This window comes from Pantoea sp. PNA 14-12 (assembly GCF_004364735.1).
Taxonomy (GTDB): Bacteria; Pseudomonadota; Gammaproteobacteria; order Enterobacterales; family Enterobacteriaceae; genus Pantoea; species Pantoea stewartii.
On record NZ_SOAJ01000004.1, the window covers coordinates 460,635 to 481,196 of the forward strand.

General features: G+C 56.8%; 11 protein-coding genes and 3 tRNA genes. 7 read left to right on the plus strand and 7 right to left on the minus strand.

The genetic code is table 11. From position 1 onward, the window contains the following. Positions 1-7: 7 nt before the first annotated feature. From recC to recD, 4 genes are all read left to right on the plus strand, one after another. A complete protein-coding gene (gene recC, locus C7434_RS16150; RefSeq protein ID WP_054687109.1) occupies positions 8-3,385 on the plus strand; it encodes an exodeoxyribonuclease V subunit gamma in 3,378 nt (1,125 codons plus the stop codon). 99 nt (positions 3,386-3,484) lie between these two features. Then, entirely contained in the window at positions 3,485-6,373 is a 2,889-nt protein-coding gene (gene ptrA / locus C7434_RS16155; protein ID WP_033739595.1) for a pitrilysin, read from the plus strand. Next, the gene (gene recB / locus C7434_RS16160; RefSeq protein ID WP_033739593.1) at positions 6,370-9,909 is read left to right on the plus strand and encodes an exodeoxyribonuclease V subunit beta; all 3,540 of its coding nucleotides are present in this window, start codon (positions 6,370-6,372) and stop codon (positions 9,907-9,909) included. The genes ptrA and recB overlap by 4 nt, the downstream gene beginning before the upstream one ends. Continuing rightward, complete coding sequence (gene recD, locus C7434_RS16165) at positions 9,906-11,759, plus strand: exodeoxyribonuclease V subunit alpha (protein WP_033739591.1); 1,854 nt, start codon at positions 9,906-9,908, stop codon at positions 11,757-11,759. Before recB ends, recD begins: the two co-directional genes overlap by 4 nt. A 34-nt stretch (positions 11,760-11,793) precedes the next feature. Here the strand turns inward: recD and argA are convergent, their stop codons facing one another. Then, the gene (argA, locus tag C7434_RS16170; protein WP_033739589.1) at positions 11,794-13,122 is read right to left on the minus strand and encodes an amino-acid N-acetyltransferase; all 1,329 of its coding nucleotides are present in this window, start codon (positions 13,120-13,122) and stop codon (positions 11,794-11,796) included. 233 nt (positions 13,123-13,355) lie between these two features. Between argA and amiC the strand changes: the two genes are divergently transcribed. Continuing rightward, positions 13,356-14,600, plus strand: coding sequence for an N-acetylmuramoyl-L-alanine amidase AmiC (amiC, locus tag C7434_RS16175; protein ID WP_033739588.1), 1,245 nt, complete (start codon positions 13,356-13,358; stop codon positions 14,598-14,600). 117 nt (positions 14,601-14,717) lie between these two features. Here the strand turns inward: amiC and dsdA are convergent, their stop codons facing one another. From dsdA to C7434_RS16195, 4 genes are all read right to left on the minus strand, one after another. After that, complete coding sequence (dsdA, locus tag C7434_RS16180) at positions 14,718-16,046, minus strand: D-serine ammonia-lyase (protein ID WP_033739587.1); 1,329 nt, start codon at positions 16,044-16,046, stop codon at positions 14,718-14,720. 176 nt (positions 16,047-16,222) lie between these two features. Further along, a tRNA-Met gene (locus C7434_RS16185) sits at positions 16,223-16,299 on the minus strand. A 61-nt stretch (positions 16,300-16,360) separates the two neighbouring features. Then, positions 16,361-16,437 (minus strand) — tRNA-Met (locus C7434_RS16190). A 62-nt stretch (positions 16,438-16,499) separates the two neighbouring features. After that, a tRNA-Met gene (locus C7434_RS16195) sits at positions 16,500-16,576 on the minus strand. A 204-nt stretch (positions 16,577-16,780) separates the two neighbouring features. On the opposite strand from C7434_RS16195, the gene mltA reads away from it, so the two are divergent. Together mltA and tcdA are read left to right on the plus strand one after the other, a co-directional pair. Continuing rightward, positions 16,781-17,929 (plus strand): murein transglycosylase A, encoded by a 1,149-nt coding sequence (gene mltA, locus C7434_RS16200; protein ID WP_033739585.1) that lies wholly within the window; start codon positions 16,781-16,783, stop codon positions 17,927-17,929. A 49-nt stretch (positions 17,930-17,978) separates the two neighbouring features. Beyond that, positions 17,979-18,779 carry a tRNA cyclic N6-threonylcarbamoyladenosine(37) synthase TcdA gene (gene tcdA, locus C7434_RS16205; protein WP_006120786.1) on the plus strand — a complete coding sequence of 267 codons (801 nt, stop codon included), beginning with the start codon at positions 17,979-17,981 and terminating at the stop codon, positions 18,777-18,779. A 106-nt stretch (positions 18,780-18,885) separates the two neighbouring features. Here the strand turns inward: tcdA and csdE are convergent, their stop codons facing one another. Continuing rightward, on the minus strand, positions 18,886-19,335 hold the full coding sequence (gene csdE, locus C7434_RS16210) for a cysteine desulfurase sulfur acceptor subunit CsdE (protein WP_033739583.1): 450 nt from the start codon (positions 19,333-19,335) through the stop codon (positions 18,886-18,888). Positions 19,336-19,337: 2 nt separating this feature from the next. Further along, positions 19,338-20,546, minus strand: a complete 1,209-nt coding sequence (csdA, locus tag C7434_RS16215) for a cysteine desulfurase CsdA (protein WP_006120784.1) — start codon at positions 20,544-20,546, stop codon at positions 19,338-19,340. Positions 20,547-20,562 lie beyond the last annotated feature (16 nt).

Consider the following 20,562-nt stretch of genomic DNA (forward strand, 5'->3'; position numbering starts at 1 on the left):
AGTTTGCATGTTTCACGTTTATCACTCTAATCAGCTTGATCTGCTCAAAAGTCTGGCAGCGAGAGTGATTAAACTGGATCCGCTTGACGATCCCTTTGCGTCAGAAATGGTGCTGGTGCAAAGCCCGGGGATGGCGCAGTGGTTGCAGATGGAACTGGCGCGCACCTTTGGCATTGCGGCAAATATCGAATTCCCGCTCCCGGCCAGCTTTATCTGGGAAATGTTTGTGCGCGTCCTGCCAGACATTCCGCCGGAGAGCGCCTTCAGCAAAGCCAGCATGAGCTGGAAACTGATGCATCGTTTACCTACGTTGCTGCTGCAGGACGAGTTTGCCTCACTGCGCCATTATCTGAGTGACGACGGAGACAGGCGCAAACTTTTTCAGCTCAGCGCCCGCATTGCCGACCTGTTTGACCAGTATCTGGTTTACCGCGCGGACTGGCTTAACAGCTGGGAACGCGGTCAACAGATCGAGGGCCTGGGAGAGGCGCAGGTGTGGCAGGCCGCGTTGTGGCGTGATTTAGTCGACTATACCGACGCGCTGGGCCAGCCCAAATGGCATCGTGCCAACCTCTATGCGCGCTTTATTACCACGCTTGAGCAGGCACAAACCCGACCTGATAACCTGCCGCAGCGGGTGTTTATCTGTGGTATTTCAGCGCTGCCGCCGGTCTATTTACAGGCGTTGCAGGCGCTGGGGCGGCACGTTGATATCTATCTGCTGTTTACCAATCCCTGCCGTGATTACTGGGGCGATATTCAGGACTATGCGTTTCTGGCGAAGCTACAAAGCCGCCAGCGGCGGCGTCATGACCGGGAAGAATATCGCGGTTTATTCAGTGATGTGGCGCGCGCGCCAGCTCTGTTTAGTGAGCAAGGGGAACAACATCTGACTAACCCGCTGCTGGCCTCCTGGGGCAAGTTAGGCCGCGATAACCTCTTCCTGCTCAGCCAGATGGAGCTGAACAGCGAAATCGATGCGTTTGTTGACGTCGAAGAAGACAACCTGCTGCACTGTATGCAGCACGATCTTCTTAATCTGCAGGACAGGGCAATCATTGGCCTGACGGCGGATGAACTGGCTTACAGTGGGCAGAAACGGCGGCTGGACCCGCAGGATCGCTCTGTTGCCATCCAGGTTTGCCACAGTGCGCAGCGCGAAGTTGAAGTGCTACAGGATCATCTTCTGGCGTTGATGGAAGCCGATCCTGAGCTGAAAGCGCGGGATATTATCGTCATGGTGGCCGATATTGACGCTTACGCGCCTTTTATTCAGGCCGTGTTTGCAAACGCTCCGGCAGAACGCTATCTGCCGTTTGCCATTTCTGACCGTCGTGCCAGTCAGGCGCATCCTGCTATCGTCGCGTTTCTGCAATTACTGTCACTGCCGGACAGCCGGTTTGTCTCTGAAGATGTGCTGGCGCTGCTGGATGTCCCGGCCTTAGCGAATCACTTCTCGATTGACGAAAGCGGCCTGCGTCTGTTGCGCCGCTGGGTCAGCGAATCAGGCGTGCGCTGGGGGCTGGATGATGCCAGTGTGGAAGCGCTGGCTCTGCCGGTCACCGGTCAGCATACCTGGCGCTTTGGTTTGCAACGTATGCTGCTGGGATATGCAATGGAAAGCCAGCATGGCGACTGGCAAGGTATTCTGCCTTATGACGAATCAAGTGGGCTGGTCGCCGAACTGGCGGGCCATCTGGCCGAACTGCTGTCCCGGCTTAATCACTGGCGACAGGTCTTATCGGAGCCGCGCCCGCTGGAGGCCTGGCTGCCGCTGTGTCGCGAACTGCTGAATGCCTTTTTTACACCGGATACCGAAACAGAAGCGGCATTGTTGCTGGTGGAAGAGCAGTGGAAAACGCTGATTGAGTACGGTATGGACGCGCGTTTCAATGAGGCGATTCCGGTCGTGCTCCTGCGCGACGATCTGCGTGGGCGGCTGGATCAGCAGCGGATCAGTCAACGCTTTCTGGCCGGGCAAATCAATTTTTGTACCCTGATGCCGATGCGCTCGATTCCCTTCAGCGTGGTGTGCTTACTGGGGATGAACGACGGCGTTTATCCGCGCACTTTAGCGCCGCTGGGGTTTGACCTGATGCAGCAGCAGTCGCGCAAAGGTGACCGTAGCCGTCGTGATGACGACCGCTATCTGTTTCTGGAAGCCCTGATTTCCGCTCAGCAACAGCTCTATATCAGCTATATTGGCCGCGCTATTCAGGACAATACCGAACGTTACCCTTCGGTGCTGGTCACCGAATTGCTGGAGTATATCGGGCAAAGTTTTTACCTGCCTGGCGACGAGGACAGGGAACTGGATGACAGCGCACAGCGGGTACGGGCACACCTGGAACATTTACACAGCCGGATGCCGTTTGCGCCGGAAAATTTTCAGCCTGCGTCAGCGGCACACAGCTTTGCCCGTGAATGGCTGCCTGCCGCACAGGGCACCGGTCAGCCCCAGCCTGATTTTGTTCAGCCGCTGAGCACACCGCCTGTAGAGACATTAGCCTTCGAACAGTTTCTGCGCTTCTGGCGTCATCCGGTTCGGGCCTGGTTTCAGCAGCGCCTGGGGGTCAATTTCTGGCTTGAAGAAAATGAACTGCCCGACAGTGAACCCTTTGCTCTGGACAGCCTGGAGCGCTATCAAATCAATGCGCAGCTACTGAATGCGCTGGTAACAGGAGAGGACACCGATCGCCTTTATGCCCATCACCGCGCCGCCGGCAACTTACCTTATGGGGCGTTTGGCGAGCTGTTCTGGCAGGCTCAGCGCGAAGAGATGCAGGAGGTGGCCGCAGAGGTGATCACTCAGCGCAGTGAGGGTGAAAGTCGGGAGATCAATCTGGCACTGGCGGGCGTCACATTAACCGGCTGGTTAACCCAGGTGCAGAGCGATGGCCTGCTGCGTTGGCGACCGGGCGTGCTGAATATCAATGACGGTTTATTACTGTGGCTGGAACATTTAGTTTATTGTGCACTGGGTGGCGACGGTAAAAGTCGGATGTTTGGCCGACAGCACAGCTACTGGTGCTTCCCTGCCGTGCCGCCGGACGAGGCGACTGATGCGCTGGCGCGCTATATGCAAGGCTATCTGCAGGGCATGCGCGAGCCTTTGATGTTGCTGACCAAAAGCGGTGGTGCCTGGCTTAATGCCTGTTTTGATAAGAAAAATCATCAGTTTATGACAGATGAGGCGACACAGCTCAAAGCCCGTAACGCTCTGCTTGCCGCCTGGGTCGGAGGCTACCAACAGGAAGGTGAGGGAAGCGATCCCTACCTGCAACGGTTATGCAGGGCACTGGATGAACCCCGGATACAGCAGATAACCGACGCGGCTGAATGCTGGTATTTACCGGTACTCCAGGCGCATCAGGACGACCGGTAAGCGACCGCTGCCGGATAATGAAAACATCAAAAAGTTTGTTGTACTTTCAGCCGTTAATGCGCTCGCAACGCGGCTTTTGGGTAACGTAAGAGGTTTTACATGCGCACACATGCACGCTTGATCGCCGCCATTCTGCTGGGCTTACTGGCGCTGGCGGTACAAGCCGAAACCGGCGCGGGCTGGCAGCCTGTCAACACGCCCATCGGGAAAAGCGAACAGGATCCGCGTCAGTATCAGGCCATCACGCTGAATAATGGCATGACGGTGCTGTTGGTTTCAGATACTCAGGCGCCGAAATCCCTTGCTGCGTTGACATTGCCCATTGGCTCACTGGATGATCCCGCGCAGCAGCCCGGCCTGGCGCACTACCTTGAACATATGGTGCTGATGGGCTCAACGCGTTACCCACAGCCTGACAGCCTTGCCGATTTTCTCAAGAAACACGGTGGCAGCCATAATGCCAGCACCGCCTCCTGTCGCACGGCTTATTACCTCGAAGTCGAAAACGATGCGCTTGAGCCTGCCGTCGATCGTCTGGCCGACGCGATTGCTGAACCCTTACTGGATCCGGTCAATGCCGATCGGGAACGCCATGCGGTCAATGCTGAGCTGACCATGGCACGGTCCCGTGACGGTTTGCGCATGGGACAGGTCGGGGCTGAGACGATTAACCCGGCGCACCCGGCCGCGCATTTTTACGGCGGCAATCTGGATACCCTGCGCGATAAGCCCGGCAGTAATCTGCATCAGGCGCTGCTGGACTTTTACCACACGCACTATTCAGCCAATCTGATGAAGGCGGTGATCTACAGTAATAAACCGCTGGCAGAGATGGCGACCATCGCCGTGAATACGTTTGGGCGCGTGGCTAACCACAATGCCAGCGTTCCCGCGATTACCGAGCCGGTCGTTACGGAAGCCCAGCAGGGCATCATTATTCACTATGTGCCGGCGCAGCCGCGTAAGCAGTTAAAAATCGAGTTCCGTATACCGAATAACAGTGACCGCTTTCGCAGTAAAACGGACACGCTTATCAGCTATGTCATTGGTAACCGCAGCCCCAATACGCTGGCCGACTGGCTGCAAAAACAGGGCCTGGCCGACGGCGTCAGCGCGGGGGCCGATCCGGTGACCGAGCGCACCAGCGGCGTGTTCTCCATCAGCGTGTCATTAACGGACAAAGGTCTGGCACAACGTGATGAGGTCGTCGCGGCTGTTTTTAGCTACCTCGCGATGCTGCGCAAAAACGGTATCGACCAACGCTATTTCGATGAAGTTTCGCATGTGCTGGCGCTGGACTTCCGTTATCCGTCAATCACCCGCGACATGGACTATATTGAGTGGCTGGCGGATACGATGCTGCGTGTTCCGGTTGAGCACACGCTGGATGCGCCTTATCTGGCCGATCGCTACGATCCCGCGGCTATCAATGCTCGTCTGGAAAGCATGACGCCAGCGCAGGCGCGAATCTGGTACATCAGCCCGCAGGAACCGCATAACAAGCTGGCCTATTTTGTGAATGCGCCTTATCAGGTTGATAAGATAACGGCCCAGACGTTGACGCAATGGCAACAGCGTGGCCAGGCGATTCAGCTCGCCATGCCGCGCTTAAATCCCTACATTCCCGATGCGTTTACCCTGGTGTCGACTGACAAAACCTACCGTCATCCGGTTAAGCTCGACAATGATTTCGGGATGCGTATTTACTGGATGCCAAGCCAGTTCTATGCCAGCGAGCCAAAGGCCAGCATCACCGTCGCGCTGCGAAATCAGCAGGCGATCAGTGATGCGCGTCAGCAGGTACTGTTCGGCCTGAATGATTATCTGGCAAGCCTGGCGCTGGATGAACTGAGTTCCCAGGCGTCTATTGGCGGCATCAGTTTTTCAACCAGCGAAAACGATGGTCTGGTCTTTAATGCCAGCGGCTTTACACAACGCCTGCCTGACCTGCTTAAGCAGTTAGTTAATCGCTACAGCACTTTTCAGCCCAGCGAGGCACAGCTACAACAGGCCAAATCCTGGTATCTGGAGCGTCTGGATGCCGCAGAGAAAGGAAAAGCCTTTGAGCAGGCGATCCAGCCTATGCAGCTCTTATCCCAGCTGCCTTACACGCAGCGAGACACGCGCCGTAAGCTGGTCAAGGGGATTACACTGAAGGATGTCGTGGCCTATCGCGATGCCTTAATTAAAAATGCCACGCCAGAAATGATGGTGATCGGTAACCTGAGTGCTGACAGTGTGACGCAACTGGGACGCGAGCTGAAACAGCAGATGCAGTGCGACGGTACGCACTACTGGCACAGCAATTACCTCAGTGTCGAAAAGCCGCTTAAGGCGAATCTGGAGCAGCACGGCAGCAGTACGGACTCTGCGCTGGCGGCGCTCTATATTCCCCTGGGTTATGACGAATACCAGAGTATGGCCAACAGCGCGATGCTCAGTCAGATTGTCCAGCCGTGGTTCTATAACCAACTGCGTACCGAGGAGCAGTTAGGTTATGCCGTGTTTGCGTTCAGGATGCCGGTAGGGCGTCAGTGGGGGATTGGCTTTCTGCTGCAAAGTAACAGTAAACCACCCGCTTATCTGATGCAGCGCTATCAGGCGTTTTATCCCCAGGCGGAACACCGCCTGCGCTCGATGAGTCAGGCCGATTTTGTGCAGTATCAGCAGGCCATGATCAACGATTTGAAACAGCGTCCACAAACGCTGAATGAAGAGGCCGACCGTTACAGCCGCGATTTTGATCGGCAGAATTACGATTTTGATACCCGACAAAAGCTGATGGAGCAGGTTCAACAGCTTACCCCTGCCGGACTGGCGGACTTCTTTCACCAGGCCGTCATGCAGAAAAAGGGCATGGCAATGACCTCTCAAATCGCCGGTAGCGGCGAGCATAACATCGCCTTCGCACCGTTACCGGGCTGGCGGACCTGGCCAGAAATCGCCAAATTACAGCAGTCTCTGCCGGTCAAGAGTGAAACACCATGACGGCGTCCAGACCTGAACCGTTAAACCCCCTAACGCTGCCCCTCAACGGCGAGCGCTTAATTGAAGCCTCAGCGGGCACCGGTAAAACCTTTACGATTGGTCTGCTCTACCTGCGTTTGTTATTAGGGCTGGGGGGCGAGAACGCCTGGCGCAGGCCGCTGTCAGTCGAAGAGATCCTGGTGGTGACTTTTACAGAAGCCGCCACGGCGGAGCTGCGCGGCCGTATTCGTGACAATATTCATCAGCTTCGGCTCGCCTGCGTGCGGGGTAAAAGCCATAACACCATGCACCAACAGCTGATTGAACAGATAGCGGATTTGCCCCAGGCGGCCTCGCTGCTGCTGGCGGCTGAGCGGCAAATGGATGAAGCGGCGATTTTTACCATTCATGGTTTTTGCCAGCGCATGCTCAACCTGAATGCCTTTGAGTCAGGCATGTTGTTCGAGCAGGAACTCATCGAAAACGAACAAACGTTACTCCGCCAGGCCGCGGCGGATTTCTGGCGTCGCCAGTGTTATCCCCTGTCACTGGATGTGGCCCGGGTGATCGCGGCGGAGTGGAGCGGCCCGGACAGTTTGTTGACGACGTTACGGCCCTGGCTGCAGGGGGAATCCCCCAGGCTGAAGCGTCCGCCTCGCGCAGACGAAACGCTGGCATCACGTCATACCGCTAACCTGCAACGCATCCAGGCCCTCAAGCAGCAGTGGCAGACTGTCTGTGCCGATATCGAAGGGATGATCGCGGCTTCCGGCGTCGACAAACGCAGCTACAGCAGTAAGCACTTACCTAACTGGGTGGCGAAAGTGACTCAGTGGGCACAGAGCGATACGCTGGATTACCAGTTTCCTAAAGAGCTTGAACGCTTTGGCCAGCAGGTGCTGCACGAAAAAACCAAAAAGGGCGAGGCACCGCAACATGCGCTGTTCGATGCCGTCGATGGCTTTCTTGCCGAACCGCTGACGCTCCGCGATATCATCATCTGGCAGGCGCTGAGCGAGGTGAAAGAAACGGTGCAGCGGGAAAAACGGCAGCGTGCCTTGCTGGGATTTGACGATCTGTTAAGTCGTCTGGATGAAGCGCTTCAGCAGCCGGGCGGGGCGCTGCTGGCCGAAACTATTCGTGGCCGTTTCCCGGTGGCCCTGATTGACGAGTTTCAGGATACCGACCCGCAACAGTACCGAATCTTCCGTACGCTGTATATTCAACAGCCGGATGTGGCGTTGCTGCTCATTGGCGATCCCAAGCAGGCGATCTATGCGTTTCGCGGCGCAGATATTTTTACCTACTTACGCGCCCGTAGTGAAGTTAGTGCTCACTATACGCTGGAGACGAACTGGCGCTCATCGCCCGCGATGGTGAACAGCGTCAACCGCCTGTTTTCACAGGTTGACGCACCCTTTTTATTTTCTTCCATTCCGTTTCTTCCGGTCAGCCCGGCCGCCCCGAATCAGGCGTTAACGCTGGTTTACCATGATCAGCCCCAGCCTGCCTTGCGCTTCTGGCTCCAGCCGGGCGAAGGTGTTGGAGTAAGTGATTACCAACAATTTATGGCCCAGCAGTGTGCGGCCGATATCAGCCGCTGGCTGGTGGCCGGTCAGCAGGGCAAGGCGCGGTTAGGGAAAGGCGATGCACTGCAGCCGGTTAAGGCCTCGGATATCACCGTACTGGTGCGTAGCCGCAATGAAGCCAGTCTGATTCGTGACGCGCTGAATAAGCTGGCCATTCCGTCGGTCTATCTTTCCAGCCGCGACAGCGTTTATACCACGCCTGAAGCGCGCGAGCTGTTATGGCTGTTGCAGGCGGTGCAGTCACCTGAACAGGAGCGACTGCTGCGTAGCGCGCTGGCCACGTCCATCTTTGCTATCGATGCCGCCCAACTTGATGCGCTGGCGCAAAACGAACGTGAGTGGGATGCGCTGGTAGAGCAGTTTGTCAGCTGGCAGCAGATCTGGCAGCAACGTGGCGTACTGCCCATGTTGCGCGATGTAATGATTAAACGGCAACTGGCGGAAAATATGCTGGCTTCCGAAAATGGCGAGCGGCGCTTAACCGATCTGATGCATCTGGGCGAATTACTGCAGGAAGCGGCAACGCAGCTCGACAGCACGCATGCACTGGTGCGTTTCCTGGCACAGCAAATTGCCCGCCCTGACAGCCAGGCCGCCAGTCAGCAGCTGCGTCTGGAAAGCGATCGCCATCTGGTGCAGATCGTCACGATTCACAAATCCAAAGGCCTGCAGTATCCGCTGGTCTGGCTGCCGTTTGCGGCCGGATTTCGCGAAGCGGCCAGCGCCCTGTATCACGACCGTGAAAGTTTTGCTGCCATGCTCGACGTACAGGGCGATGCACAGAGCCTGACGCTGGCGGAAGAGGAGCGACTGGCCGAGGATTTACGGCTGCTCTATGTCGCGCTGACGCGCTCGGTTTACCACTGCAGCGTGGGTATTGCGCCCCTAATCAAAGGCGCGCGTAAAAAAGAGGGCGACAGCGATCTGCATAAGAGCGCGCTGGGCTACCTGGTACAGCGCGGTGAGAGCGGCGATGCCGCCGTGCTCAGTCACCATCTTGAGGCGCTCGCAGGCGAAGGGATTGAGGTGATACGGAGCGAGCTGCAGCCCGGCGCGAAGTGGCAGGACAGCGAACACCGCGAGAACGCGCTGAGCAGTCGGGAAATGACCCGAGCGCTGGCGGACAGTTGGCGCGTCACCAGTTACTCCGGATTACAACAGCACGGCAGTTCCCCCCTGCTGGATGCTTTGCCGAAATTCGATATTGATGCTGCTGGTGAGGCGGTTGAGGATGAAGAGCCCTTGTTAACGCCGCACCACTTCCCCCGCGGTGCGGCTCCCGGCACGTTTCTGCACGGGCTGTTTGAGGCCATGGATTTCACTGAGCCGCCGGACGCATTCTGGCTGGAGGATCAGCTTCAGCAACAGGGCTATTCCCTGAACTGGCTGCCCGTGATTGAGCAGTGGATCGCCCGCGTACTGACCACGCCGCTCAACAAAGACGGCTTAACCCTGGACTGCATCCGCAGCGCTGATCGGCTGATTGAGATGGAGTTTTACCTGCCGATAAACCGCCTGCTGACGGCTGCCGATCTGGATGCGCTGATGCGCCGGTACGATCCACTGTCGCAGCGCGCTGCCGCGCTGGATTTCCGTCAGGTGAGAGGCATGTTAAAAGGCTTTATTGATTTGGTATTTCGCTGGCAGGGAAAATATTATCTGCTGGATTACAAATCGAACTGGCTGGGTGACAGCCATACCGCGTATACGCAGGAGGCGATGGCGCAGGCCATGATCGACCATCGCTATGACCTGCAATATCAGCTGTACACACTGGCGCTGCACCGGTATCTGCAGCACCGCCTGGCGGGCTATGATTACCAACAGCATTTTGGCGGCGTCTTTTATGTATTCCTGCGCGGGGTGGATGGCACCTCTGCCGATAACGGCATCTTTACCACTCGTCCCGATCCCGCCTTTATTGAGGAACTGGATGCATTGTTTGGTTATACAGAGGAGAGCTTATGAGTGATATAAACGCCTTGCTGCTTCAGGCAGTCGAAAAGCGTTTACTGCGTCCTCTGGATATTCAGTTTGCCCGCCTGATTGCAGATGAGACGCAACCCTTTCGGTTGCTGGCAGCGGCCTGTGTGAGTGCCGACGCGGGCGAAGGACATGTCTGCCTGCCGCTGGCTAACCTGAATGAGGCTGGGCTGTTCTCCGGTCGTCAGCCCGCACTGGCGCAGGCATTGTGGCAGGCCGCAGGCGCGCCCGATGAAGCAGAGCGGCATGCACAGCTGGCCAGTTGGTCAGCGGTGAGCGATGGCCGCGTTGTGACGCCCCTGGTGCTGAGTCACCAGCGTTTATACCTGCACCGGCTTTGGCAAAGTGAAGGCCAGGTTGCCCGGTTTTTCTCATTGCAGCCGGATAGCGGGACGTTTGATTCGCAACAGGCACGAGATGTTCTGCAGACGTTATTTGGCCGTCAACCTGACGACTGGCAAAAAATTGCTGCTGCGGTGGCACTGACCCGTAAAACCGCCGTTATTTCAGGCGGACCCGGTACCGGCAAAACCACGACGGTGGCGAAATTGCTGGCGGCGCTGATTCGCCTGAATCCCGAACCTCTGCGCATACAGCTGGCGGCACCGACAGGGAAAGCGGCAGCCCGTCTGACCGAATCCCTGGGAAAAGCCCTGCAGGGACTGGCGGTGGACGATGACGAGCGTGCGCGTTTTCCTGCTGAAGCGACCACGCTGCATCGCCTGCTTGGCGCACAGCCTGACTCGCAGCGCATGCGCTACCATGCGGGTAACCCGTTACACCTGGATGTGCTGGTGGTTGATGAAGCGTCGATGGTTGATCTGACGATGATGGCAAAACTGATTTCCGCCTTGCCGCCTCACGCCAGAGTGGTGTTTCTGGGCGATCGCGATCAGCTGGCTTCGGTTGAAGCCGGAGCGGTGTTGGGGGACATTTGTCGTTGCAGCGAAACCGGCTTCAGTCCGGCGCGCGCCGCACAACTGGTGACGCTTACCGAATGTGCGCTTACGGGCAGCGATGACGATACCGCGCCTGCCGTTCGCGACAGCATTTGTCTGCTCCGCCAAAGTTACCGCTTTGACGAAAAGTCCGGTATTGGCCAGCTTGCCCGCACCGTCAACCAGGGCGATGCGCGCCAGATGAGTAAGGTGTTCGCCGCCGGACATGCTGACCTGTCTTTTCAGCCGCTGAATGACGGTGAGGCATATCAGACCATGCTGAACGAGGTGGCGCAGGGTTATCAGGACTATCTGGATGCCGTTCAGCGTCAGGCTGCGCCAGAACAGGCCATTGCGGCATTTAGCCGTTATCAGCTCCTGTGTGCCCTGCGTGAAGGGCCATTCGGTGTGCACGGATTAAATCAGCGCATCGAACAGCGTCTGATGCAGCTGCAGCGCATCCGGCGTCCTGCACTGGGCAGCCGCTGGTATCCGGGACGTCCGGTGATGATCACCCGCAACGACAGTGCCCTGGGGCTGTTTAACGGCGATATCGGCATTACGTTGCGTGATGCTGAAGGGCAACTCAGGGTGTTTTTTCCGTTGCCAGACGGCAGCGTGAAAGCGATTCAGCCCAGCCGTTTGCCGTCTCATGAAACGGCATGGGTGATGACGGTGCACAAGTCGCAGGGTTCAGAATTTGATCATACCGCGCTGGTCATGCCGACGCAGTTTTTGCCGGTCCTGACCCGTGAGCTGGTTTACACGGCCATTACCCGTGCACGCAAACAACTGACCCTTTACAGCGATCGCGCGATATTTGAACGGGCAGTCCAGTTGCAGACGCAGCGGCGAAGTGGCCTGGTGGAAAGGCTGGGGGCGGAAACGCAGGGATAACAGGTCGGGCGGCGGGATGGCCGCCCGGCTGCCATCAGGTTAAATCGGCCATCAGCACCTTGGAACGGCGCTGGTAGTTGTACATCTCTTTCTTACTCTCCGGCAGCGACTCGATATCCACCGGCGTGAAGCCGCGCTCCTGGAACCAGTGGATACTGCGTGTGGTTAACACAAACAGTTTTTCCAGCCCCATCTGCTTCGCCTGAAGTGCAACGCGTTGCAGCAGCAGCTCTCCGCGTGAGGAGCTGCGGTAATCCGGATGGACCGCAACGCACGCCATTTCGCCAATCTTTTCATCCATAAACGGATAGAGCGCGGCGCAGGCGATGGTCAGGTTATCCCGCTGAATGATGGTGAATTTGTCGATCTCCATTTCCAGCTGTTCGCGTGAACGGCGTACCAGAATCCCTTGCTGCTCCAGCGGACGAATCAGCTCCAGAATGCCACCGATGTCGTTGATCGTGGCCCGACGAATCTGCTCGGCGGACTCCATGACAATCTGCGTACCAATGCCGTCGCGCGAGAAGAGTTCCTGTAACAGGGCGCCGTCTTCCTGATAGCTGATCAGATGGCTGCGACGGACGCCGCTGCGACAGGCTTTAACGGCGCCACGCAGAAAGCGCACCGTGCCAGACAGAAAATCGCCATCGCGTTCCATTTCATCAATGCGTGCCTGAGCGTCATTGGGAAATAACTCCGAAACAATGTTGCCTTCACGATCGATTACGCCCTGTTCCGAGCAGAAGCCAATCATTTTTTCTGCTTTAAGCTTAATTGCCAGCTGCGTGGCCACTTCTTCAGAAGTCAGGTTAAAACTTTCACCGGTCACTGACACGGCCACCGGACCCAGCAGCACAATGGCATCGTTGTCGAGCTGGCGGTGAATAGCCTCTTCATCGATACGACGAATGCGACCGCTGTGACAGTAATCGACGCCGTCATCTACGCCGAGCGGCTGGGCAATGATAAAGTTGCCGCTCACCACGTTGATATGCGCGCCCTGTAACGGAGTGTTATTCAGGCTCATGGAAAGGCGGGCGGTAATATCCAACTGAAGACGGCCTGCGGCCTGCTTTACCAGCTCCAGTGACTGCGCGTCGGTCACGCGGGTATATTTGTGGTAAGCCGGTTCCAGCTGGTTTGCGGCGAGGCTGGCATCAATCTGCGGACGTGCGCCGTACACGACGACTAAACGAATGCCAAGGCTGTGAAGCAGGCCAATATCGTTGACGATGCTGGAGAAATTTTCATGCTCAATGGCCTCACCGCCAAGCATGATGACAAATGTCTTATCCCGATGCGCATTGATATAGGGAACGGTATGGCGAAAACCCTGAACCAGTTCAGTACTACGTTCCTTCACGGCTAACCCTCAGTGAATGTTTATTCGTATTTTCTGTATTTTTATGCCTTTGGCGGCCATTTTGCAAGCGCTAATCCTGACGTTTATTTACGTTTTTTCAGGTGATAACGCCGCTAACAGACTGCATTATTTAGAGTTTCCGGGGTGACATCGTCAGCCGGATTGGATAAAGTTTTCGCCGCCATTTTATTTGGTTGCCGTTTTTTTAAACACGATATAACAGCTGGAGTGGCATGTCGGAAGGTCATCCCCTTATTTCACGTAGACGATTATTAAAAGGTACTGGGGCACTGCTGCTGCTCAGCGTAAGCGGTGTGGGCATCGCGGCCACCAGCCATATTATGGCGGTTCGCATCTGGCCCTCTTCAACCTATTCGCGCATGACGCTGGAATCCAATGTTGCCCTTAAGTATAAGCAGTTCGCACTGACGAATCCGGACCGGCTGGTCATCGACATTGAGAACCTGCACCTTAATTCGGTCCTTAAGGGCGTTAACCAGCACGTCAGGGTGGACGATCCTTTTATCAAAAACGCCAGGGTCGGGCAGTTCGATGCCAATACCGTGCGGGTGGTGCTGGAACTGAAACGCAACGTCTCGCCAAAAATCTTCAGCCTTGCACCGGTCTCCAGTATTCAACACCGGCTGGTGGTCGATCTCTACCCCAGCCAGAATACGGTAGAAGATGATCCGCTGCTGGCATTACTGAAAGATTACAACCAGGGCGATCTGGATAAAAATGAAAGCGTTCAGCCGCCGTTACCCGGTAAAGCCGGGCGCGATCGCCCCATCATTATCATGATCGATCCTGGCCATGGCGGGGAAGATCCGGGCGCGCACGGTAAATACAAAACCCGTGAAAAAGACATTGTGTTGAAGATTGGCCGCCGCCTTAAGGCGCTGATTGAGAAAGAACACAATATGAAGGCGTACATGACGCGTAACGAGGATGTGTTTATTCCCCTGCGGGTTCGCGTGGCCAAAGCCCGTAAACAGCGGGCCGATCTGTTCGTCTCCATTCATGCGGATGCGTTCACCAGCCGGGCCGCACGGGGCTCCTCTGTGTTTGCCCTTTCGACCCGGGGGGCGACGTCAGCCGCGGCGCGTTTTCTGGCGCAAACCCAGAATGAATCCGACCTGATTGGCGGCGTCAGCATGAGTGGCGATCGCTATCTGGATCACACCATGTTTGATATGGTGCAGCGCCAGACGATCCATGACAGCCTGAAGTTTGGCAAAGAAGTGCTGCACCGGATGGGGCGGATTAACCATCTGCACAAACGCACTGTGGATCAGGCCGGTTTTGCGGTGCTGAAGGCACCGGATATTCCCTCGATCCTGGTGGAAACCGCGTTCATCAGCAACGTCGAAGAAGAGCGTAAACTCCGCACCACGCGTTATCAACATCAGGTCGCCGAGGCCATTCTGGAAGGCATTAAGGCCTATTTCAAAAACGGGGCGGCGCTGGCACACCGTTAAGCTGCCGGGCAGGAAAAATCACCCGCCCGGCCTTATCTGCTGTCAGGGTTTGCCGTCAGAAGCGGAACAGGGACCGGGTTGCGTGGCGTTCCTGTCTCGCCGACGATGTGCGTCCACTTAGCGGCCTTTTGCCAGGTAGTGCGCCATTTCCTGTTCCGGCACCATGCCGCCGCCCGTCGCCCAGACCAGGTGAGTGGCCTGTTGTAACTGTGTTGGGCTGAAGTCGTGCAGCGCGTGATAGTGCGCTGAACCACATACGTGCTGTGGACCGATCATCCCGGCCAGCGCAGAAGGTTCAAGCCGCAGACCTTCTTCCTGCGCCAGCCAGCCGAGCATGTCGTACATGCGCGCATCATCAAGTGTGTAAATGCCATCCAGCAGACGTTGCATGGCTCTGCCCACAAAGCCGGACGCCCGGCCTACCGCCAGACCATCCGCAGCCGTGACATTATCAATACCTATGTCCTGTACGGAAATGCCGTCGTGTAAGCCCGTTGTTATGCCCAGCAACATGCAGGGCGAATGAGTGGGCTCCGCAAACAGACAGTGAACATGGTCACCCCATGCCAGCTTCAGGCCAAACGCGACGCCGCCGGGGCCACCGCCCACGCCGCAGGGCAGGTACACAAATAAGGGATGTTGGGCATCAACCACGCGACCCTGTTGTTCAAACTGCGCTTTCAGCCGTTGGCCTGCGACCGCATAACCTAAAAACAGCGTGCGGGAGTTTTCATCGTCAATAAAGAAACAGTTGGGGTCCGATGCGGCCGCTTTGCGTCCTTGCCCGACCGCCACGCCGTAATCCTGTTCATATTCCACCACCGTTACGCCATGGCTGCGCAGTTTTGCTTTCTTCCATTCCCGGGCATCCGCCGACATATGAACGGTTACGTTAAAGCCGAGGCGGGCGCTCATGATGCCAATCGACAGCCCGAGATTGCCGGTCGATCCCACGGCAATACGGTACTGGCTAAAAAACTGCCGAAGCGTGGGGGAGAGCAACGTGCGGTAATCCGCCTCCGGGGACAGCAAACCGGCAGCTAATGCCAGTTTCTCGGCATGATTCAGGACTTCATAAATGCCGCCACGCGCTTTGATGGAGCCAGAAATCGGCAGGTGGCTGTCTTTCTTCAGCAGCAGTGTGCCTGCAATTTTCTGGCCGTACGCCTGTTCCAGCCGGGCCTGCATGGCGGGGATCGCGACCACATCCGATTCGATTATACCGCCCGTGGCGGCGGTTTCAGGAAAGGCCTGAGCCAGCAAAGGCGCAAACCGCTTCAGGCGGGCATGGGCGGCTTCAACGTCCTGCTCTGTCAGACCCACAAAGGGCAGGGCGTCGGCGACGGTTGTGGTGACAGGATTGAACCAGATGGTTTCTTTCAGCGCGATCATATCCGCAACCGTCGGATACTGTGCAGCAAGTGCAGCAATGTTGAAGGTATTCATAACAGACCTTGTCGTGTCCGGATGAATCATAAAAGCAGAAACGGGTTGGCCAGAGCAAGATCTGTTGCGACATTCGCGTGCGGTCTGATCTCACTGCGTGTCTGAGCGGTAAAAAGGAGAGGGGGATTGACTGACGGAGGCCAGAAACAAAAAAACACCTTCTCAGGTGTTTAAAGTGGTTGCGGGGGCCGGATTTGAACCGACGACCTTCGGGTTATGAGCCCGACGAGCTACCAGGCTGCTCCACCCCGCGTCCGATTGCGCATAGCGACTTTCACATTGTCCCTTCTGAGTGAGCATTATCTCAGAAGAATTGGTTGCGGAGGCCGGATTTGAACCGACGACCTTCGGGTTATGAGCCCGACGAGCTACCAGGCTGCTCCACCCCGCGTCCGATTGCGCATAGCGACTTTTCACATTGTTTCTTCTGTCTGAGCAAAACTACAGAAGAACTGGTTGCGGGGGCCGGATTTGAACCGACGACCTTCGGGTTATGAGCCCGACGAGCTACCAGGCTGCTCCACCCCGCGTCCGTGGATGCGCACTATACTCCGCACGATGATTGTTGCAACCCCTTTTTGCCCTAAAAGGCTAAATTTGCTGTTAATTGCTGAAGGATTCCACCAATTGGTGAATTATTGCACCGATATCCGTTATGACGAAAGAGGATGGATTTCATTCTGATGACGGCTTTGCTATCGTCGCGTGGCGAACACTTATAAAAAGAGATGAAGATGAAAGGACGTTGGGCGAAGTACGCACTTACTGGCGCATTTTTAGCGCTTCTGGCGGGCTGTAGTTCTAAGCCGACCGATCGGGGTCAACAATATAAAGACGGAAAACTTGATCAACCCTTAGCGCTGGTTAATCAACCTAACGCCAAAGGCCGTCCGGTTAACGGCAGAGATTTTGGGCAACAGATTCAGCAAATCCAGGCGGCCGCTTCGGGTTTGTTTGGCCGTAACAACAGCACTTACAGTGCGGTTGAAAACTGGCTGATGGCGGGGGGCGATACACGACAGTTGCGCCAGTTTGGGTTAAATGCGTTTCAGATGGAAGGCACCGATAATTACGGTAACGTCCAGTTCACGGGCTACTACACGCCGGTCGTTCAGGCACGCTACACGCGACAGGGCGAGTTTCAGTACCCTATTTACCGCATGCCGCCGCGCAAACGCGGTCAGAAATTACCCAGCCGCGCATCAATATACAGTGGGGCGTTAGACGATCGCTACGTGATTGCCTGGAGTAACTCACTCATTGATAACTTTATTATGGATGTGCAGGGCAGCGGCTATGTCGATTTTGGTGACGGACGTCCGATGAGCTTTTTTGGTTATGGCGGCAAAAACGGCTGGGGTTATCATAGCATCGGTAAAGAGCTGATCGACCGGGGCGAGGTCAAGCGTGAAGACATGTCAATGCAGGCCATTCGCCAGTGGGCTGAGGAACATTCACCCGAGGAAGTGCGGGCGCTGCTAGAAACTAACCCCTCCTTTGTCTTTTTCAAACCCGAACCTTATGTGCCGGTACGTGGCGCGAGCGCGGTACCGCTGGTGGCGAAAGCCTCTGTGGCATCCGATCGTTCACTGATTCCTGCCGGAACGGTGCTGCTGGCGGAAGTGCCGCAGCTCAATGAAAAGGGCAAATTCAACGGGAAATATGAAATGCGGGTGATGGTGGCGCTGGATGTCGGCGGCGCGATCAAAGGCCAGCACTTCGATATCTATCAGGGCGTAGGGCCAGATGCTGCCCATCTGGCGGGGTTCTATAACCATTATGGTCGTGTGTGGGTGCTGAAATCGGCACCGGGAGCCGGTCAGCCGCTGTTCAGCAACGCGCAGAGCAGCAACAACGGCAGCCTGCTGTTAGGCGCTAACTAAATTTTGAAGCGGCGGGCGATCGGGCCCGCGCTCAGTAACAGGTTCAACTATGAAAGTGTTAAACGATGCCTGGCACCAGCGATTTGGTGGCACGGCACGTCTTTATGGGCAGTCGGCGTTGCAGCATTTCGCTGATGCCCACTTCTGCGTGATTGGTATTGGCGGCGTGGGCTCCTGGGCTGCCGAGGCACTGGTAAGAACCGGCATCGGCAGGATTACCCTGATCGATATGGATGATGTCTGTATCACCAACACCAATCGTCAGATACATGCGATGAGCGGCAATGTGGGTAAAGCCAAAACGGACGTGATGGCCGAGCGTCTGCGCGCCATTAATCCTGACTGTGAGGTGATCTGTATTGATGACTTTATCACCCCGGAAAACACGGCGACGCTGCTGACTGCCGATATCGACTATGTAATTGACGCTATCGACAGTGTGCGCCCCAAGGCGGCGCTGATTGCCTGGTGTCGACGCAATAAGATTCCCCTGATCACCACGGGCGGCGCAGGTGGGCAAATCGATCCCACGCAAATCCAGGTGACTGACTTAGCGAAGACCATCCAGGATCCGCTGGCGGCTAAATTACGCGAGCGGCTTAAACAGCTGGGCGTGGTAAAAAACAGCAAAGGCAAGCTGGGCATCGACTGCGTTTTCTCTACAGAGGCGCTGGTTTATCCGCAGGCGGATGGCTCGGTTTGCGCCTCACGCAGCACAGCGGAAGGGCCGAAAAGAATGGATTGTGAATCCGGATTTGGCGCAGCCACGATGGTCACCGCCACCTTTGGCTTTGTCGCCGTTTCGCATGCCCTGAAGAAATTTCTGGCACGGGCCGCGCGCCAGGCGTAATGCTAATCTGCCGTGCAACGCGGTTGTACGGCTTTAGCCCGCGTTTGCCAGGCCGCCAGCCTGACCTGATTAGCTAAACACTGGCCGACGACTGCGCCATGAGCGGTTAACCCAGCGCCCGTTGCGCATGCTGCTGGACGGCATCGGCCAGCGCTTTCAGGCCGCTACTGCGTGAGGCGCTAAGCTGCGCACGCAGGCCCAGCGATTCAAACAGATCCAGCGGATCGGCCGCCAGTAATTGCGCGGGCGTCTGGCCTTCAACAGCGGTGAGCAGCACGGCCAGCAAACCACGAACGATGCGACCTTCGCTGTCACCGTAAAAATGCAGGGAACCTTCTTCCCGGATCTGGCTGCCCAGCCAGACGCGATTCTCGCAACCACTCAGCTCACTGTCCGGTGTTCTTAATGCGTCAGGTAAGGCCGGCAACTGTCGGCCAAGTAAAATCAGCTGCCGGTAGCGATCCTCCCACTGCCGACAGTGAGAGAAGGTTTCTTTCAGATCCGCAGGCGTAATTTCAACACCGAACGGATGCGGGGCAAGCAGGGATGCGTGCATGATTAAAACTCCGATAACAACGCGACAGCGCTGTGCATAGCGCGCAGCAGCGCATCGACGTCCTGTAAATTATTATAGGGGGCAAACGATACGCGCAGCGTCCCCTCAACGCCCAGTGCCGCCATTAACGGTTGGGCACAATGTTGACCCGCACGTAAGGCGATCCCATGCTCTGCCAGCAGTGTCACGATATCGCTGTGATGAATTCCCTGAATGTCGAAGGCCAGCAGGCTGGCCTGGCCACAACGGAAACTGCGAAAGCCCGGCAGTTCTGCAAGCTGTTCCTCGGCCAGACTGGCTAACTGCTGGCTCCAGATCTCCGCTTTAGACATATTATGCTGTTGCAGCCAGCTCAGCGCGGCACTCAGTCCGGTCACGCCCGCCACGTTTGGCGTACCGGCCTCAAAGCGCCAGGGCACCGGCTGGGGCGTAAAGCCGGTGAAGTCGACCTTCGTCAGCATCTTACCGCCGCCCTGCCAGGGGGCCATCTCTTCCAGCAATTCCGCTTTACCGTACAGCACACCGATGCCCATTGGGCCATAGAGCTTGTGGCCGGAAAAGGCATAGAAATCAATATCCAGCGCCTGTACATCCGGTGGGCAATGTACGACGCCCTGCGCGCCATCGACCATAACTTTTGCGCCTGCCGCATGGGCAAGAGCGATGGCCCGGGATAAATCGGGGCAGCCGCCTGTGACATTGGACATCTGACCCAGCGCGAGCAGACGCGTCCGGTGAGTGATCAGTGAGGGCAGCACGGCGATATCGGGCAGGCGATCCTCACCGATTGGCCATTTTACCACGCGCGCGCCCGTGGCCTGTGCGACCATGAGCCAGGGAACCAGATTGGCGTGGTGCTCGGCTTCGCTGACGAGGATTTCATCGCCGGGCTGTAAACGCGGGGCTAACCAGCTTTGCGCCACCAGGTTAATGGCTTCGGTGGTACCGCGCGTCCAGACAATCTGCCGGTCGCTGGCGGCATTGAGCCACTGCGCCACCTGGCCCCGCGCCTGCTCATACTGCTCGGTTAACCGGCGAGCCGCTGCAAACTGGCTACGATGAACCGTACCGGCGCTCAGGCTGTAGAACTGCTGAGTCGCCTCGATTACCGCCTGCGGTTTTAGCGTGGTGGCGGCGCTGTCGAGATAAACACCCGCGTCGCTCAGGGCAGGAAACTGCTGCCGGAATGAAGAAGGATTAAAGGCACGCATACATAGCTCGTTGTTA